At 66.4% G+C, this 14,135-nt stretch carries 17 protein-coding genes; 9 read left to right on the top strand and 8 right to left on the bottom strand.

The genetic code is table 11. From position 1 onward, the window contains the following. Positions 1 to 101: 101 nt before the first annotated feature. The 7 genes from CQY20_RS02640 to CQY20_RS02615 form a co-directional block, all read right to left on the bottom strand. Positions 102 to 401: a cytochrome C oxidase subunit IV family protein gene (locus CQY20_RS02640; RefSeq protein ID WP_097938104.1), complete on the bottom strand. Its 300-nt coding sequence runs from the start codon at positions 399 to 401 to the stop codon at positions 102 to 104. Positions 402 to 405: 4 nt separating this feature from the next. Further along, positions 406 to 999: a cytochrome c oxidase subunit 3 family protein gene (locus CQY20_RS02635; protein WP_097938103.1), complete on the bottom strand. Its 594-nt coding sequence runs from the start codon at positions 997 to 999 to the stop codon at positions 406 to 408. Continuing rightward, a complete protein-coding gene (locus CQY20_RS02630) occupies positions 996 to 1,769 on the bottom strand; it encodes a hypothetical protein (protein WP_165789236.1) in 774 nt (257 codons plus the stop codon). The genes CQY20_RS02635 and CQY20_RS02630 overlap by 4 nt, the downstream gene beginning before the upstream one ends. After that, positions 1,766 to 2,509 (bottom strand): hypothetical protein, encoded by a 744-nt coding sequence (locus CQY20_RS02625; RefSeq protein ID WP_097938102.1) that lies wholly within the window; start codon positions 2,507 to 2,509, stop codon positions 1,766 to 1,768. The genes CQY20_RS02630 and CQY20_RS02625 overlap by 4 nt, the downstream gene beginning before the upstream one ends. 67 nt (positions 2,510 to 2,576) lie before the next feature. Further along, positions 2,577 to 2,702, bottom strand: a complete 126-nt coding sequence (locus tag CQY20_RS35885) for a hypothetical protein (protein ID WP_272938791.1) — start codon at positions 2,700 to 2,702, stop codon at positions 2,577 to 2,579. 16 nt (positions 2,703 to 2,718) lie between these two features. Then, on the bottom strand, positions 2,719 to 3,864 hold the full coding sequence (locus CQY20_RS02620; protein ID WP_097938101.1) for a thiolase family protein: 1,146 nt from the start codon (positions 3,862 to 3,864) through the stop codon (positions 2,719 to 2,721). 12 nt (positions 3,865 to 3,876) lie between these two features. Beyond that, complete coding sequence (locus CQY20_RS02615; RefSeq protein WP_097938100.1) at positions 3,877 to 4,326, bottom strand: Zn-ribbon domain-containing OB-fold protein; 450 nt, start codon at positions 4,324 to 4,326, stop codon at positions 3,877 to 3,879. 35 nt (positions 4,327 to 4,361) lie between these two features. Between CQY20_RS02615 and CQY20_RS02610 the strand changes: the two genes are divergently transcribed. The 3 genes from CQY20_RS02610 (at position 4,362) to CQY20_RS02600 (ending at position 6,398) form a co-directional block, all read left to right on the top strand. Beyond that, positions 4,362 to 4,784 carry a nuclear transport factor 2 family protein gene (locus tag CQY20_RS02610; RefSeq protein ID WP_097938099.1) on the top strand — a complete coding sequence of 141 codons (423 nt, stop codon included), beginning with the start codon at positions 4,362 to 4,364 and terminating at the stop codon, positions 4,782 to 4,784. A gap of 73 nt (positions 4,785 to 4,857) precedes the next feature. Beyond that, entirely contained in the window at positions 4,858 to 5,880 is a 1,023-nt protein-coding gene (locus CQY20_RS02605) for a zinc-binding dehydrogenase (protein ID WP_174814666.1), read from the top strand. Continuing rightward, positions 5,877 to 6,398 carry a VOC family protein gene (locus CQY20_RS02600; RefSeq protein WP_097938097.1) on the top strand — a complete coding sequence of 174 codons (522 nt, stop codon included), beginning with the start codon at positions 5,877 to 5,879 and terminating at the stop codon, positions 6,396 to 6,398. Before CQY20_RS02605 ends, CQY20_RS02600 begins: the two co-directional genes overlap by 4 nt. Before the next feature lie 4 nt (positions 6,399 to 6,402). On the opposite strand, the gene CQY20_RS02595 is transcribed toward CQY20_RS02600, so the two are convergent. Then, the gene (locus CQY20_RS02595) at positions 6,403 to 7,119 is read right to left on the bottom strand and encodes an enoyl-CoA hydratase/isomerase family protein (protein WP_097938227.1); all 717 of its coding nucleotides are present in this window, start codon (positions 7,117 to 7,119) and stop codon (positions 6,403 to 6,405) included. An 81-nt stretch (positions 7,120 to 7,200) separates the two neighbouring features. Here CQY20_RS02595 and CQY20_RS02590 point away from each other — a divergent pair, with 81 nt between their 5' ends. The 6 genes from CQY20_RS02590 (at position 7,201) to CQY20_RS02565 (ending at position 14,125) form a co-directional block, all read left to right on the top strand. Beyond that, positions 7,201 to 8,748 (top strand): AMP-binding protein, encoded by a 1,548-nt coding sequence (locus tag CQY20_RS02590; protein WP_097938226.1) that lies wholly within the window; start codon positions 7,201 to 7,203, stop codon positions 8,746 to 8,748. Positions 8,749 to 8,783: 35 nt separating this feature from the next. After that, a complete protein-coding gene (locus tag CQY20_RS02585; protein WP_097938096.1) occupies positions 8,784 to 9,974 on the top strand; it encodes an amidohydrolase family protein in 1,191 nt (396 codons plus the stop codon). Then, positions 9,971 to 11,452 (top strand): FadD3 family acyl-CoA ligase, encoded by a 1,482-nt coding sequence (locus tag CQY20_RS02580; RefSeq protein WP_272938790.1) that lies wholly within the window; start codon positions 9,971 to 9,973, stop codon positions 11,450 to 11,452. The genes CQY20_RS02585 and CQY20_RS02580 overlap by 4 nt, the downstream gene beginning before the upstream one ends. A 142-nt stretch (positions 11,453 to 11,594) precedes the next feature. Next, complete coding sequence (locus CQY20_RS02575; protein WP_097938095.1) at positions 11,595 to 12,515, top strand: Rv1363c family protein; 921 nt, start codon at positions 11,595 to 11,597, stop codon at positions 12,513 to 12,515. Continuing rightward, positions 12,512 to 13,162 (top strand): hypothetical protein, encoded by a 651-nt coding sequence (locus CQY20_RS02570; protein ID WP_097938094.1) that lies wholly within the window; start codon positions 12,512 to 12,514, stop codon positions 13,160 to 13,162. Before CQY20_RS02575 ends, CQY20_RS02570 begins: the two co-directional genes overlap by 4 nt. 12 nt (positions 13,163 to 13,174) lie before the next feature. Then, on the top strand, positions 13,175 to 14,125 hold the full coding sequence (locus tag CQY20_RS02565) for an enoyl-CoA hydratase/isomerase family protein (protein WP_097938093.1): 951 nt from the start codon (positions 13,175 to 13,177) through the stop codon (positions 14,123 to 14,125). Positions 14,126 to 14,135 lie beyond the last annotated feature (10 nt).

The raw sequence follows: 14,135 nt of genomic DNA, 5'->3' as shown, positions 1-14,135 counted from the left end.
CCGCGGAGACTTATCCAAAACCTCCCGCCAGCGCTCACCCTTGTACGGTTTGGGCCAACATTCTGTACAAGGCTGCGCGCTCGCGGGTATGGAAGGGAGGCTTAGTACAGGTAGATCGCCAGGATCGCCGCCCACAGCACGAACAGCCACGCGTCGGTGGCGATCTTCAGCCACCGCGGCGCGGTGCGCACCTCCATGAAGTAGGCGATGATCATCCGGCCCTTGATGAAGCCGAGCACCACCACCGCGACGGTGATCGGCACGCTGGGGTCGACGGGACGCTCCGGGTGTTGCCCTGGCGCCAGCCACCACGACAGCACGGTGATGGCCGACAGGACCACCCACGCGTAGGTGATGGCCCTGGTGGACGATCGGCCCCGCGGGGCCGCGGTCGCGGTCATCGGTTCACCTCATCACGTAGAGCAGCGCGAAAATGACGATCCACAACAGGTCGACCATGTGCCAGTAGATGGCGCCCGATTCGACCATCGACAACCGGCGTTTGCGCGGGTTGCGCAGTTCGCGTACCACGACGCCCAGGATCAGCAGGCCGAGGCCGACGTGGAACAGGTGCACGCCGGTGAGCATGTAGTAGAAGAGGAAGAACTCGTTGCTGGGCAGGGTGACACCGGCGCCCACCTTGGTCGCCCACTCGTAGGCCTTGATCACGGCGAACACCACGCCGCACGCGCCGCCCAGGTAAATCAGCCGGAGCGCAGCGTCGTGGTCACCGTCTCGTGCCGCCACCACGCTGCGGGCGACGAACCACGAACTGGTCAGCAGCACAAGGGTATTCACCACGCCGACGGTCAGATTGAGGTGCTGCTGCGACTGCAGATACAGCCCCGGCGCCATCGCGCGGTGGATCATGAAGATGACGAAGTAGGCGCCGAAGAACACGAGGTCGCCGAGCACCATCACCCACATGGCGGCCTCGCCGGGCAGGTGTGCGGCGCGGTCGGTGGCCTTGACGGGTGCCGCGGTGTCCAGGTCGGTCATGGCAGGGGCGCCTCGTCGGGGGGTTGAAGTTCGTTGGCCTTCTTGAGCAGAACGATCAGCGACGAGATCCAGATGCCGAAGATCACGGTGCCCTCCCAGAACGCGATCGATCCGTTCCACGCGAACGGGCCCGCCTTGGAGATGAACACCGGGATGGCCATGATCTCGGTGACGATCTGCCAGATGGTCACGTAGGCAAACCATCTCGGGAAGATCTGGTTCTTGTCGTAGAGGATGGCGATCGCGAACGCGATCCACGCGGTGGTGAAGCAGCCCAGCGATCCGACGTAGGACAGCAATCCGAGGTCGTAGAGCAGCGCGAGCAGTTCTGGATCGCGATCCGGGCGGTAAACCGCGACGAGGAAGCAGAACGCCACCAGCAGGCAGCCCGGAAGTGCGCCCACCGCAAGGGATCCCATGTAGGCATAGCCGAGAACGGATCCGACCGTCATGCGCTTGATGTGGTACAGCACGATGCCGTTGGCCACGCCCGCCCCGCCGACGATCAGCACCAGCAGTGCGAAGCCGATCTTGATCGTGACGGAGTGTTGATGGAAGAAGTCCACCATCTGGCCGGTCGTCACGTCGGGCCGCGGCGGCGGCATCACCCGTGCCAGCGCAAAGAAGATGATGCCGAACGCCGTGTAGAAGGCGGGCACGATCCAGTAGACGATCCACACATCGCGCTTGCCCGCCCGCGGCGGCCGCGCGGACTCGACGGTGACTGCGCCGGAGTGCTTTTCGGACTTTTCAGTGGAGACCGTGCTCACGCCGCCACGCCTTCGGCCACCGCCTGGCGGCGCAGCACACCGCGCAGCACGAAGAACATCACCAGCACGTAGAGCGCGAACGAACCGTTGCGCAGCCAGAACGACACCGCCCCGTCCCAGGCCAGCGGGCCGGACGTGAAGACGGCCGCGCCGACGGCGGGAGCCATCGCGAAGGCGGTCGCCAGCGCATACCAGCTGACCCAACGCGGGAACACCGGGTTCGGACCCTTGTCGAAATGGATTGCCGCGGCCAGCAGCAGGTTCATCGCGACCAGTGCGCCGACCGGAGCGACGAAGATGACCCAGGCCATGTCGTTGAGCAGCATCACCAACTGCGGGTCGCGGCCCGGGCGGAACGCGGCGACCAAAAAGAAGATGTCGGCGAGCGCGAACAGCGTGGCGCCGCTGACCGCCGCCGTCAGATAGCAGTACGCGAAGACGTGGCTCTGGGTCGCCATCCGCTTCATCTGCACGACGATCACCATGAACAATGGCAGCAGCATCATGCCGCAGATGTTGAACGTGATCATGGAAAACCAGACCATGCCACGGTTTTCGGAGTAGAAGGCCGCGACCTGTTCGGCCGTCATGCTCGGCGACATCGGCGGGAAGAAGCCCGGGAAGGCCAGGAAGGCGATCAGCAGCGCCAGGCCGAACGTCGGCACCGTCCACAGGCTGATCAACTGGGTTTTGATGTTGGCAGTCTTCGGCAGGTCCTCGGCCTCGGCAAGAATCTGCATCGACTCTCTCCTTCGGGCTAGCTAGCCGATCGGCTATCCGCGACAGTAGCCGATCGGCAAGCGTGGATCAATGCTGGGTCGCGCTCCAGAACGCGACGGTCAGCGGCGCTAGGAACGCGGCCTCGTTGCCGACGACGTGCAGCGACAGGAGTTCTGTTGTGCGGCTCTGCTTTTCGAGACGGACGGCTGGCACGACCTCGCCCGCGCCGCTAGACCGACAGCAGCGTCGCCGACGCGGTCCCCGGAGCGCCGTACACCTGCGCCAGGCCGACCTTCGGCTCGCCCGGCACCTGCCGCTCACCGGCCTCGCCGCGCAGCTGGCGCACCAGCTCGTGCACCTGCCGCAGCCCCGACGCGCCGATCGGTTCGCCGTTGGCGATCAGCCCGCCGTCGGTGTTGATCGGCAACGTGCCGCCGATCTCGGTGGCGCCGTCAGCCAGCAGCTTCTCCTGCTCGCCGTCGGCGCACAACCCGGTCTCGGCCATGTGGATGACCTCGGCTCCGGCGTCGGTGTCCTGCAGCTGGGCCACGTCGACGTCCTCAGGTCCGATGCCCGCGGCCTCGTACGCCGCCCGCGCGGCGTACACCGTCGGCGACGAATCCTCTTCCAGCGGAGCGGAAGTCGCGTGCACCTCGTAGGCGCCGTAGCGCCGGGTGCGGATCTCGGTGGCTCGCACATACACGGGCTTGTCGGTGAACCGGTGCGCGATGTCACCGCGGCACATGATCACCGCCGCGGCGCCTTCGTCGGGCGCGCAGAACATGTACTGCGTCAGCGGGTAGTTCAGCACGGTGGAGTTGAGAATCTCGTCCTCGGGAATCGGTTTGCGGCGGAATGCGTTCGGGTTCAACGCGCCGTTGCGGTAGTTCTTCGCCGCGACCTTGGCGAGGGTCTCCTGCGAGATGCCGTGCTTGTTGATGTAGTGGTTGGCCTTCATCCCGAAGAACTTCGTCGTGACGAACTGCCCGTTCTCCGCGTACCACTGGGGCAGCGCCAGCTTGGCCGGATCGTCGGTGAACGCGCCGCGGGGATGCTTGTCCAGCCCGATCGCGATGCCGATGTCGTACTTGCCCAGCCGGATGGTGTCGGCGGTCTGCTGGATCGCCGACGCCGCGGTCGCGCAGGCGTTGAAGACGTTGGTGAACGTGATGCCGGTGAGCCCGACGAGCCGGGTCACCGCGTCGGGGTTGGACACCTCATAGCTTCCGCCGAAGCCGAACTGGATGTCCTTCCACTCGACACCCGCGTCGGCCAGTGCAGCGGCAGTGGCCTCGGCGCCCATCTCCATCGCAGTCTTGTCGAACCGGCCGAAGGGATGTAGCCCCACCCCGATGATCGCGACGTCGTTTGTCATAGCTAGTCCTCCCTAGACCGGTTGGAAGGCGAACGTGATCAGCTCGTTGCCTTCGCCGTCAGTGGTGAACGGCACCATGGTCAGCTCGACGTCCATGCCGAATCTGAGCTTCTCCGGGTCGTTCTCGGTGAGCCGGCCCTCGACGCGGATAACGTCATCGAGCTGCACGAGTCCGACGCCGAACGGGACGAAGTCCTTACCCGTGGGGCCCTTGTACGGCGGGCCGGGCGGGAAGCCCTGCGTCGTCCACGCCACCAGCGTGCCGCGTCGGGGCAGCTTCACCTCGGCCATCTCGGCGGCGCTGCATTTCGGGCAGCGCTGCTGGACGGGGAACGTGGTGGCACCGCAGGCGCCGCAACGACTGCCGATCAACTGCGGGTTCTCATCGGGCCATGTGGAGATCTCGGGCGCGAGCGCCTTCTGCGAAGTCGACACCCGATTGACATTAATCGGAAATGACATTCTCGTCTAGAGAGAACCCATGCTAGCCTGCCTGCGTGGATGCCGATAAGGCGCAGATCACCGAGGTGCTCATCCGCTACGCCACCGGGATCGACTCGAGGGACTGGCCGCTGTTCCGCAGCTGCTGGACCGACGAGGTCGACCTCGACTACGGCGATGTCGGCCACTTCGCCGATCCCGACGCATTCACCGAACTGTTCGCGCAGATCCACAACCCGATGGGACCGACGTATCACCGGTTGTCGAACTTCGTCATCGCCGTCGATGAAGGCGGCGACACCGCGACCGCACGCACCTACGTGCACGCGGTGCTCATGATCACCCCCGGCGACAACGCGGCGTGGGTCGACGCCGTCGGCCACTATGACGACGAACTGGTCCGTGGCGCCGACGGCTGGCGGATCCGCCGCCGGGTCACCCACACCCCGCGCATCCTGAGCGGGGGAGTGCCCTCATGACAGACGATTTCGCGCGGAGACACCGACGACGGGCGTCGGCCGACTTCGCCGCCGAGCAACGGACGGCGGGCTGATGCGAGCAGTGGTGCTGCGCAGCGGAAAGCTCGAGGTGCGCGAGACGGCCGATCCGGTGCCCGGCCCCGGCGAGTTGTTGATCAGGCCGCTGTCCGCAGCCATCTGCGCATCCGATGTGCACTACATGGACCACCCGAACTCCGCCGACCGCTTCGTGTGGGACGCCGACCGCGACACCGTCATGGGCCACGAATTCGTCGGTGAGGTGGTCGGCCACGGGCCGGGCTGCTCGGGTGACATCCCGATCGGCGCACGCGTGACGAGCCTGCCGATCATGATTCGCCACGGTGAGCAGCCGCTCATCATCGGCCACAATCCCGACGTGCCGGGCGCATTCGGCGAACTGATGCTGGTGTCGGAGATGATGGCGCGCCGGGTGCCCGACGGTGTCCCCGACGACTCCGTCGCTCTCGTCGACGCGTTCGCGGTGGGCGAGTTTTACGTCCGCTGCTCGGGGATCAAACCGGGCGAGCTGCCGCTGGTCATCGGCGCGGGCGCGATCGGCCTGTCGACCGTGGCGGCGCTGCGCTCGCGCGGCATCAACCCGATCGTGGTGAGTGACTACAGCGACGACCGGCTGTCCTATGCCGCCACGTTCGGTGCCGACGTGACAGTCAACCCGTCCTCGCACGACCCCTACGAGGTGTGGCGAGAAACTTTCGCGGCCAACAAGTTCCAGACCACACAGGTCATCTTCGAATGTGTCGGCAAGAACGGCCTGTTGCAGAGTACCGTCGACCAATGCGAATTCCTGGCCCGGGTATATGCCGCAGGCGGGTGGTACGACGCGGGCACGATCGACTGCACCGCTGCCACACATAAGGGCATGACCATCCAATTCGGCGGCGGACCGCATCCGCAGGACTGGTACGGCACGCTTGAGGCGGTGGTCGACGGCCGACTGGATCCGTCACCGAGCATCGGCGCGACCATCGGTCTCGACGAGGTGCCCGATGCCATCGATCAGGTGCGCAAGGGGCAAGGCCCGCCGCGCATCGTCGTCCACCCGACGGCGTCATGACCGCGCTACCCGGGCCGATCCGCCAAATCGGTTATGTGGTAACCGATATCGATCGTGCGATGGCGACATGGGTTGCGCTCGGCGTCGGGCCGTGGTTCGTCATGCGCAGCCTGCCGATGCAGGCGCGCTACCGCGGCGAACCGTGCGAGACCACCTTGTCGGTGGCGTGGTCCAACAGCGGCGAGATGCAGATCGAACTGATCGGCCAGCGCGACGACACGCCGAGCATCTTCACCGAGTTCCTCAGCGCGCACGGCCCCGGATTTCACCAGATCGCCTACTGGACAACAGACTTTGACGAGACGATGCGGTCAGTCGAGAACGCGGGCTGGCCGGTGGTGTGGTCAGGCGGCGAGAACTACGGTGTCCGCTTCGCCTACCTGGAGATCCCCGACGGGCCCGCGGCCGTCGTCGAGATCTCTGAACTGACCGACGCGACGGCGGCCAACGCGGTGTTCACCCATGACGCCGCGGCCGAATGGGATGGCAGCGCACCGATCCGGGAACTCGGCGGCTAGTCGATCACTTGCCGCGCTTCATCACCTTGTCGGCCGCGGCCCAGTGCTCGTCGGCGACCCACAGCCGCGCGAACGCCGCGACGGCCTCGGTGGTGGTGACGCCGCGCATGACGCGCTTGATCTCGCCCGCGGGCCGGTTCGCCAACGCCTTGGCGATCTTTCGCCACTGCTCGGTGAACGCCTCGCGCGGAATGACGTGATCGATGAGGCCGCTGCGGTGGGCCTGCTGCGCGTCGAGGATCATGCCGGTGCCCGCCAGCAACAATGCCCTGCTGTAGCCGACGATTTCGACGAGGCGCTCGGCGCCGCCCCATGCTGGCATGATCTCCAGTGCCACCTGATTGAAGCCGATCTTGATGTCGTCGGCGGCCAGTCGGATGTCGGCGGCCACCGCCACCTCCGCGCCGCCGCCGAGGGCATGCCCGTTCAACGCCGCGACCGTCGGGCCGGGGAAGCCGGCGACGCGATCGCAGATCGACCGCATCCGCCACGCCATGGCTCCGGCGTCGCGTTCGGTCCGCAGCGCGCTGAGTTCCTTCAGGTCGCCACCCGAGACGAAGGCGCGATCACCCGCGCCGGTGATGACGAGCGCGGCCGCCCCGTCGGCCCCGTCGAGTGCCTTGTCGAACTGGTCCATCGTCTCCAGCGAGATGGCGTTGCGGGCGTGCGGGCGGTCGATCGTGATGACCGCAAGACCGTCGTCCAACTCCAGGTCGACCATCCAGCGTTCTCCGTCTGCGGTATTGGCATTCTCTGTATCGGAGAATAGCATCACGACCGATTGGAGGTGCCGCGGCGCGCGATGCGAAAAATCCCGGTGGAGCTGACCAAACGCTACGAGGAAGAGGGCTGGTGGCGGCCCGAGACGATCGGCGAAATGGTCGCGACCGGCCTGCAGGCCAACCCGGACACCGGTTTCTGGGTGCATTCGGCGGTGCGGCCGTACGCGGGCACGTTCGCCGACGTCGAACTGCACGCGCGACGGCTGGCCGCGGGCCTGCGCCACCGCGGGGTCGGGCCCGGGGACGTGGTGGCGCTGCAGCTGCCCAACTGGATGGAGGCCGCCGCGGCGTTCTGGGCGTCGGCCTTCCTCGGCGCGGTGGTCGTGCCGATCGTGCACTTCTACGGCCGAAAAGAGTTGAGCCACATCATGGGAACCGCCAAACCCACGGTGTTCATCACCGCCGAGGAGTTCGGCCGGATGCGGTTTCAGCCCGACCTGTGCGCCGACGTGCCGATCGTTGGCCTGGTCGGTGACAACTTCGACGACCTGCTCGACGACGAGCCGCTGTCGGGCACCATCGCCGCCGACCCCGCGAGCCCCGCGCTGATCGCGTTCACCTCGGGTACCACGAGTGACCCCAAGGGCGTCGTGCACAGCCACCAGACCCTCGGCTGCGAAACCCGCCAGCTGCTGGCGAACTACCCGCCCGACCGCGGCAGGCAGCTGACCGCCACCCCGGTCGGGCATTTCATCGGCATGCTCGGCGCGTTTTTGATCCCGGTTCTCGAAGGCGCGCCGATCGACCTGTGCGATGTGTGGGATCCCGGCAAGGTGCTCGAGCTCATCGAGACCGACGGGCTGTCGGTCGGCGGCGGGCCGCCGTATTTCGTCACCAGCCTGCTGGACCATCCCGACTGCACGCCCGGGCATATGGCGCACTTCAAAACCGTTGGGCTGGGCGGATCTACGGTGCCCGCGGCGGTCACCCGCCGACTGGCCGACATGGGAATCTTCGTGTTCCGGTCCTACGGCAGCAGCGAGCATCCGTCGATCACGGGGTCCAGCCGCGACGCGCCGGAGGACAAGCGGCTCTACACCGACGGCAACCCGCGCCCCGGCGTGGAGATTCGCCTCGGTCCCGACGGCGAGATCTACAGCCGCGGGCCCGATCTGTGTCTCGGCTACACCGATGACACCTTGACCGCCAAGGCATTCGACGACGACGGCTGGTATCACACCGGCGATGTCGGCGTGCTCGACGAAGACGGCTACCTGACCATCACCGACCGCAAGGCCGACGTCATCATCCGCGGCGGCGAGAACATCAGCGCGCTGGAGGTCGAGGAGGTGCTGCTCGCGATGCCGGCCGTCGCCGAGGCCGTGGTGGTGTCCGCGCCGGACCCGCGACTGGGAGAGCACGCAGCGGCGGTGCTGCGCATCAAGCCAGGCAAGACGATGCCGACCATGCCCGAGGTGCACGCGCAGTTCGAGAAGGCCGGCGTGGCCAGGCAGAAGTGGCCGGAGGAACTCCACGAGGTCCCCGACGGTCGGGACTTTCCCCGCACCGCCAGCGGCAAGGTGCAGAAGTTTCTGGTGAGGCGGGACATTGCAGCTTGCCGAAAGTGAGAATAGGATTCTCTCGATACGAAAGGGAGTGTTTCATGGGTCAACTGTCGCATCGCGTCGACATACCGTTTCCGCTGTTCGACGCCGACAACCACCTCTATGAACCGCCGGAGGCGATGACCAAGTACCTGCCCAAGGAGTACAAGGACGTCGTCCAGTACGTCGAGGTCAACGGCCGCACCAAGATCGCCATCCGCGGCCAGATCAGCAATTACATCCCCAACCCGACGTTCTCGGTGGTCGCCAAGCCGGGCGCGTGGGAGGAGTACTTCAAGTTCGGCAATCCGGAGGGCAAGAGCAAGCGTGAGCTCTTCGGCGAGCCGATGCGCTCCATCCCAGCGTTCTTCGAGCCGGCTCCGCGCCTGGAGCTGATGGACCAGCTGGGTGTCGACCGCTCGCTAATGTTCCCGACGCTGGCCAGCCTGATCGAGGAACGGTTGCGCGACGATCCGCTCGCCATCCACGTCCTCATCCACTCGCTGAACCAGTGGCTGGACGAGGTGTGGGGCTTCAACTACAAGAACCGCATCTTCACCACACCGGTCATCACGCTGCCGATCGTCGAGAAGGCGATCGAGGAGCTGGAGTGGTGCGTGGCGCGCGGTGCCCGCGCGATCCTAATCCGGCCCGCGCCGGTGCCCGGCTTCCGCGGCCCGCGGTCGTTCGCGCTGCCGGAGTTCGATCCGTTCTGGGAGCGCGTCGTTCATCACGACGTCTTCGTCGGCATGCACTCCTCCGACAGCGGCTACTCGCGATACACCTCGGAGTGGGACGGTGTCGCTCAGGAGATGCTGCCGTTCCAGACCAACGCGATGTCGATCCTCAACGAGTGGCGTCCGATCCAGGATGCGGTGGCCTCGTGGGTGATTCACGGCGCGCTGTTCCGCTTCCCGAAGCTGAAGGTCGGCATCGTCGAGGCGGGCTCGAAGTGGATGTTCCCGCTGTTGGACTCCATGGCCGAGGTGTACAAGAAGGCTCCCGAGGCCTTCCTGGGCAACCCGGTCGAGGAGATCAAGAACCGCATCTACGTCAGCCCCTTCTACGAGGAGGGCATCGACGACCTGATCAACCTGATCGGCGTGGAGCAGGTGCTCTACGGCTCGGACTGGCCGCACCCGGAGGGCTTGGCGGAGCCGACGCACTATGTGACTGCACTCGAGCACCTTTCGGTCGAGGATCAGGCGAAGATCATGGGCGGCAACCTGGGCTGCCTCGTCACGGTGTGACCTACACTTACCAGGAACGGTGGCAGACCATCCCCGAGATGGTCTTGAGCGCAGCGGACCGGTTCGGCGATGCGGAAGCAGTCGTCGATGGTCCGCTGCGCTTGTCCTTCGCCGAGGTGGTGCAGCGAATCCGTTGCGCCGCAGGGGCTTTCCGAGACCTCGGCATCGTCAAGGGTGACCGCGTCGCGATATGGGCGCCCAACAGCGCGGAATGGATCTTCGCGGCGTTCGGTCTGCTCACCGCGGGCGGTATCCTCGTTCCGGTCAACACCCGGTTCAAAACGGAGGAGGCCGCCGACATAATCGGCCGCAGCGGCGCCAAGGCGGTGTTGGTCGAGAAGGGTTTCCTCGGCCAGGACTACACCTTGCCCGAGTCACTGCCGGCCGGGGTGTCGGTGATCGACCTGAAGTGCGAATTCCTTTCCAGTGGGGGTCCTTTCGCGGTCGATGTCAGCGGCAGCGACATCTCCGATGTCATCTACACGTCGGGCACCACGGGCAGGCCCAAAGGCGTGATGATGAACCACCGCCAGAATCTGCGCTTGTATGCGGAGTGGTGCGAACTGGCCGACCTGCGCGAGGGCGACCGCTATCTGCAAGTCAACCCGTACTTCCACACGTTCGGGTTCAAGGCGGGGCTGATCGCCTCGTTCACCCGCGGGGCCACGATGGTGCCGGTGAAGGTTTTCGATGTCGACCGCATCGTCGATCTTGTTGAGACCGAACGCATCACGATGCTGCCGGGGCCGCCGACGCTGTATCACTCGCTGCTGGGTGTCGAGGACAAGACCAGGCTCGTCACGCTGCGGGCAGGGGTGACCGGCGCGGCGGACATCCCCGTCGAGTTGATCCGGCGGGTACACGAGGAGCTGCCGTTCTCGACGCTGGCGACCGGGTACGGCTTGACTGAGGCGGGAACGGTGACGCTGTCGCGGCCGGGCGATTCCTTCGAAGACATCGCCACGACGGCGGGTGTGCCGTGCGACGGAGTCGAGGTGCGCATCGCCGACGACGGCGAGGTGTTGGTGCGGGGCTACACCGTCATGCAGGGGTACTTCGACGATCCGGCGGCCACCGCGGAGGCCATCGACACCGACGGCTGGCTGCACACCGGCGACCTCGGCCACTTCACCGACGCGGGCAGGCTGGTCATCGTCGGCCGCAAGAAGGACATGTTCATCGTCGGCGGTTTCAACGCCTATCCCGCCGAGATCGAGGGTTTCCTGCTCGAGCACCCCGCGATCGCGCAGGCCGCGGTCATCGGTGTGCCCGACGAACGGCTCGGACAGGTCGGCAAGGCGTTCGTCGTCCTCAGGGACGGACAGCGGGCCGGGCTCACCGCGGAGGACCTGATCGCGTGGAGCCGGGAGCGGATGGCTGGTTTCAAGGTGCCGCGATACGTAGAGTTTCTGGACGAACTGCCGCTGAACGCGACAGGCAAAGTAATGAAGGACCAGTTGACCATTAGCCAGCGCTAGATGCAGGCACAGCCCGTAAATAGCGTTTCCGCAGAATAAGCATAATTTCAGCACGTTTACCCATCATGTATCGTCGCGGCGACACCCAAAAATCGAAAATGTCATTCTCATTGAGCAAAGTGCTTACCGGACAGGAGGTTGCATGCGGTTTCGGAAGCAGACTCCGCCGGAATTGAACGGCGACCACGTCGACGACACCGTCGAGACCGGCTCGGCAGACGTCGACGCACTCACGCTGGCGGAGCAGGCCGAAGCCGAGGCCGCCGAAGCCGAGGCGATCGCCGCGGCCGCCCGAGCCCGGGCTCGCGCCCTGCGGCTGCGCAGGGAAGCCGAGGCCGGCAAGAACGGTGCGGCGATCAAGACCAACGGGGCGGAGAAGCCCGACGAGGACGCCATCGTCGGAGACGACGAGACTGCCGTCGTCGGAGACGACGAGACGACCGACGGTCAAGACGAGAACACCGACGGCGAACGTGCCGACGACGATGTGGACACCGCCGACGACACTGTCCCGGCCACCGTCGAGGAGCCCGCGAAGGAGAAGGACGGCCCGCAACGGCGTGGCATCCGCATCCCGCTGCCCACATGGAAGGGCGTCGCCGGCACGCTGACGGTCCTCATCATCGGCGCGCTGCTCGCCGGCTGCGCCTACATGTACTGGTTTCACCGGCAAGCGCAGGCCGAGCAGGATCGCAGGGCGGAGTTCGAGGCCGCCGCGCGCCAGGGCGTGGTGACGTTGATGTCGCTGGACTACAACCACGCCAAGGAAGACGTGCAGCGCATCATCGACAGCTCGACCGGTCAGTTCAAAACCGACTTCGAAGCCACCGCCGAGGATTTCGTCCGGGTGGCCAACGAATCGAAAGCCGTCACCGAAACCAACGTGACCTCAACGGCAGTCGAGTCAATGACCGAGGACACCGCGACGGTCATCGTCGCGGCCACCTCCCGCGTCACCAACGCCGCAGGCGCCAATCAGGAACCGCGCGCGTGGCGGCTCAGCGTGAACCTGGCGCGTGACGGCGGACAGCTTAAGTTGTCGAAAGTGGAGTTCGTACCGTGACCGCAGAGCAGGACGCCAAGGACGTCAAAGAAACCGGCGATGTCCAAGAACCCGGGGACGCGTCCGACGGCGAGTCGACGGGGGTTGAGGCCGAAGCGATCGAGAAGACCGCTCGGCCGGCGAAGCCGAAGCGCGCGTTCCTCGCGCGGTTGAAGCGCGGTGCCCGCCAGCACTGGGCGGCGGTCACGCTGGCGGTGGCGCTCGTCGCGGCCATCGGCCTGACGTCGTGGATGTTCTTCTTCGTATACCAACCCGACCGCCAGACCGACGACGCCGCCGGCGACGCCGCGGTCAAGGCCGCATCCGACGGCACGGTCGCGTTGTTGTCGTATTCGCCGGAGAGCCTCGACAAGGATTTCGCGACTGCGAAAAGCAAACTCACCGGCAGCTTCCTGTCCTACTACACGCAGTTCACCGAGCAGATCGTCGCGCCCGCCGCCAAGGAGAAGGAGGTGAAGACCCAGGCCGCCGTGGTGCGCGCCGCACTGTCCGAGATCGAGCCGGACAGGGCGGTGGTCCTGGTCTTCATCAACCAGACCACCCAGAGCAAGGACCGGCCCGATGCGAGCTTCGTCAACAGCGCGGTGCGGGTCACCCTGCAGAAGATCGACGGCGGCTGGCTGATCTCGTCGTTCGATCCGGTGTAGCCGTGCGGGGCCGTGCGCGTCGTTGACCTCGGCGATCCGCCGACCGGCTCACCAGCGCCGCTCGGTGTGTGCATCGCGGTCGGATCCGCGGCCGACATCGCCGCACCGGCCGCGCAGCCGTGGGTCGAGGCGGCAACCCTCACCCTGAGCGAGGACGTCGTCGCCGACCGTCGCGTCGTGACCGTCGACTCCGTCGCGGCCGCGACCGCCGAACTGGCTGCCCGCTTCGAGATGTGGCCGCAGGCCGCCTCTGTCTGTGATCACGTGCTGCGCGCGATCGACCCGGCAGGGCCCGCGCTGGCCGGGGTGATCACCGAGTCATTGGCGTATTCGACGCTGCAGTCGGGCGCGGAGTTTGCCGCCTGGCTAGAGCAGCGAGGCCCGGCCACCGTCCCCGAACTGCCCGACCCGGTGCTGGCCGACCGCGACGGCGACACCCTGGTCGTCCGGTTCAATCGGCCGACGCGCCACAACGCGTTCTCGACCGACGCCCGGGCCGCACTGCTGGAGGCGCTCGAGGTCGCCCGAGTGGACCCGTCGATCGACCAGGTGATCCTGGCCGGCAACGGCCCGTCGTTCTGCAGCGGCGGTGACCTGGCTGAATTCGGGTCGTTCGCGGACCCGGCCAGCGCGCACATCGCGCGGGTGCGGCACAGCCCCGCCCTCGTGCTCGACGAGCTGACGGCCCGGCTGGGTGACCGCTGTCGCGCACAGGCGCACGGCCAGGTACTCGGCAGCGGCTTGGAGATGGCGGCTTTCTGCGGATGGGTTGAGGCGCAACAGAGTTCGGTATTCGGCCTACCCGAACTCGGCCTGGGCTTGCTTCCGGGCGCCGGCGGCACGGTCAGCGTGACGCGCCGCATCGGCCGCTGGCGCACCGCGTATCTGGTGTTGTCCGGCCGCACCATCGACGCGGCCACCGCCCTCGGGTGGGGTCTGATCGACGCGATCGAGGCGGGATAGTTCCGGGATA

It is taken from the genome of Mycolicibacterium agri (assembly GCF_002553505.1).
In the GTDB taxonomy this organism is placed as follows: domain Bacteria; phylum Actinomycetota; class Actinomycetes; order Mycobacteriales; family Mycobacteriaceae; genus Mycobacterium; species Mycobacterium agri.
The sequence above is the reverse complement of the archived record's forward strand: the minus strand, read 5'-3'. Positions and strand labels throughout refer to the sequence as shown.

Excerpts from the sequence above, each read along its gene's own strand:
- CQY20_RS02620 (WP_097938101.1), bottom strand. The coding sequence starts at position 3,864 with ATGACAAACGACGTCGCGATCATCGGGGTGGGGCTACATCCCTTCGGC.
- CQY20_RS02640 (WP_097938104.1), bottom strand. The coding sequence starts at position 401 with ATGACCGCGACCGCGGCCCCGCGGGGCCGATCGTCCACCAGGGCCATC.
- CQY20_RS02585 (WP_097938096.1), top strand. The coding sequence starts at position 8,784 with ATGGGTCAACTGTCGCATCGCGTCGACATACCGTTTCCGCTGTTCGAC.
- CQY20_RS02635 (WP_097938103.1), bottom strand. The coding sequence starts at position 999 with ATGACCGACCTGGACACCGCGGCACCCGTCAAGGCCACCGACCGCGCC.
- CQY20_RS02605 (WP_174814666.1), top strand. The coding sequence starts at position 4,858 with ATGCGAGCAGTGGTGCTGCGCAGCGGAAAGCTCGAGGTGCGCGAGACG.
- CQY20_RS02615 (WP_097938100.1), bottom strand. The coding sequence starts at position 4,326 with ATGTCATTTCCGATTAATGTCAATCGGGTGTCGACTTCGCAGAAGGCG.
- CQY20_RS02590 (WP_097938226.1), top strand. The coding sequence starts at position 7,201 with ATGCGAAAAATCCCGGTGGAGCTGACCAAACGCTACGAGGAAGAGGGC.
- CQY20_RS02625 (WP_097938102.1), bottom strand. The coding sequence starts at position 2,509 with ATGCAGATTCTTGCCGAGGCCGAGGACCTGCCGAAGACTGCCAACATC.
- CQY20_RS02600 (WP_097938097.1), top strand. The coding sequence starts at position 5,877 with ATGACCGCGCTACCCGGGCCGATCCGCCAAATCGGTTATGTGGTAACC.
- CQY20_RS02575 (WP_097938095.1), top strand. The coding sequence starts at position 11,595 with ATGCGGTTTCGGAAGCAGACTCCGCCGGAATTGAACGGCGACCACGTC.
- CQY20_RS02595 (WP_097938227.1), bottom strand. The coding sequence starts at position 7,119 with ATGGTCGACCTGGAGTTGGACGACGGTCTTGCGGTCATCACGATCGAC.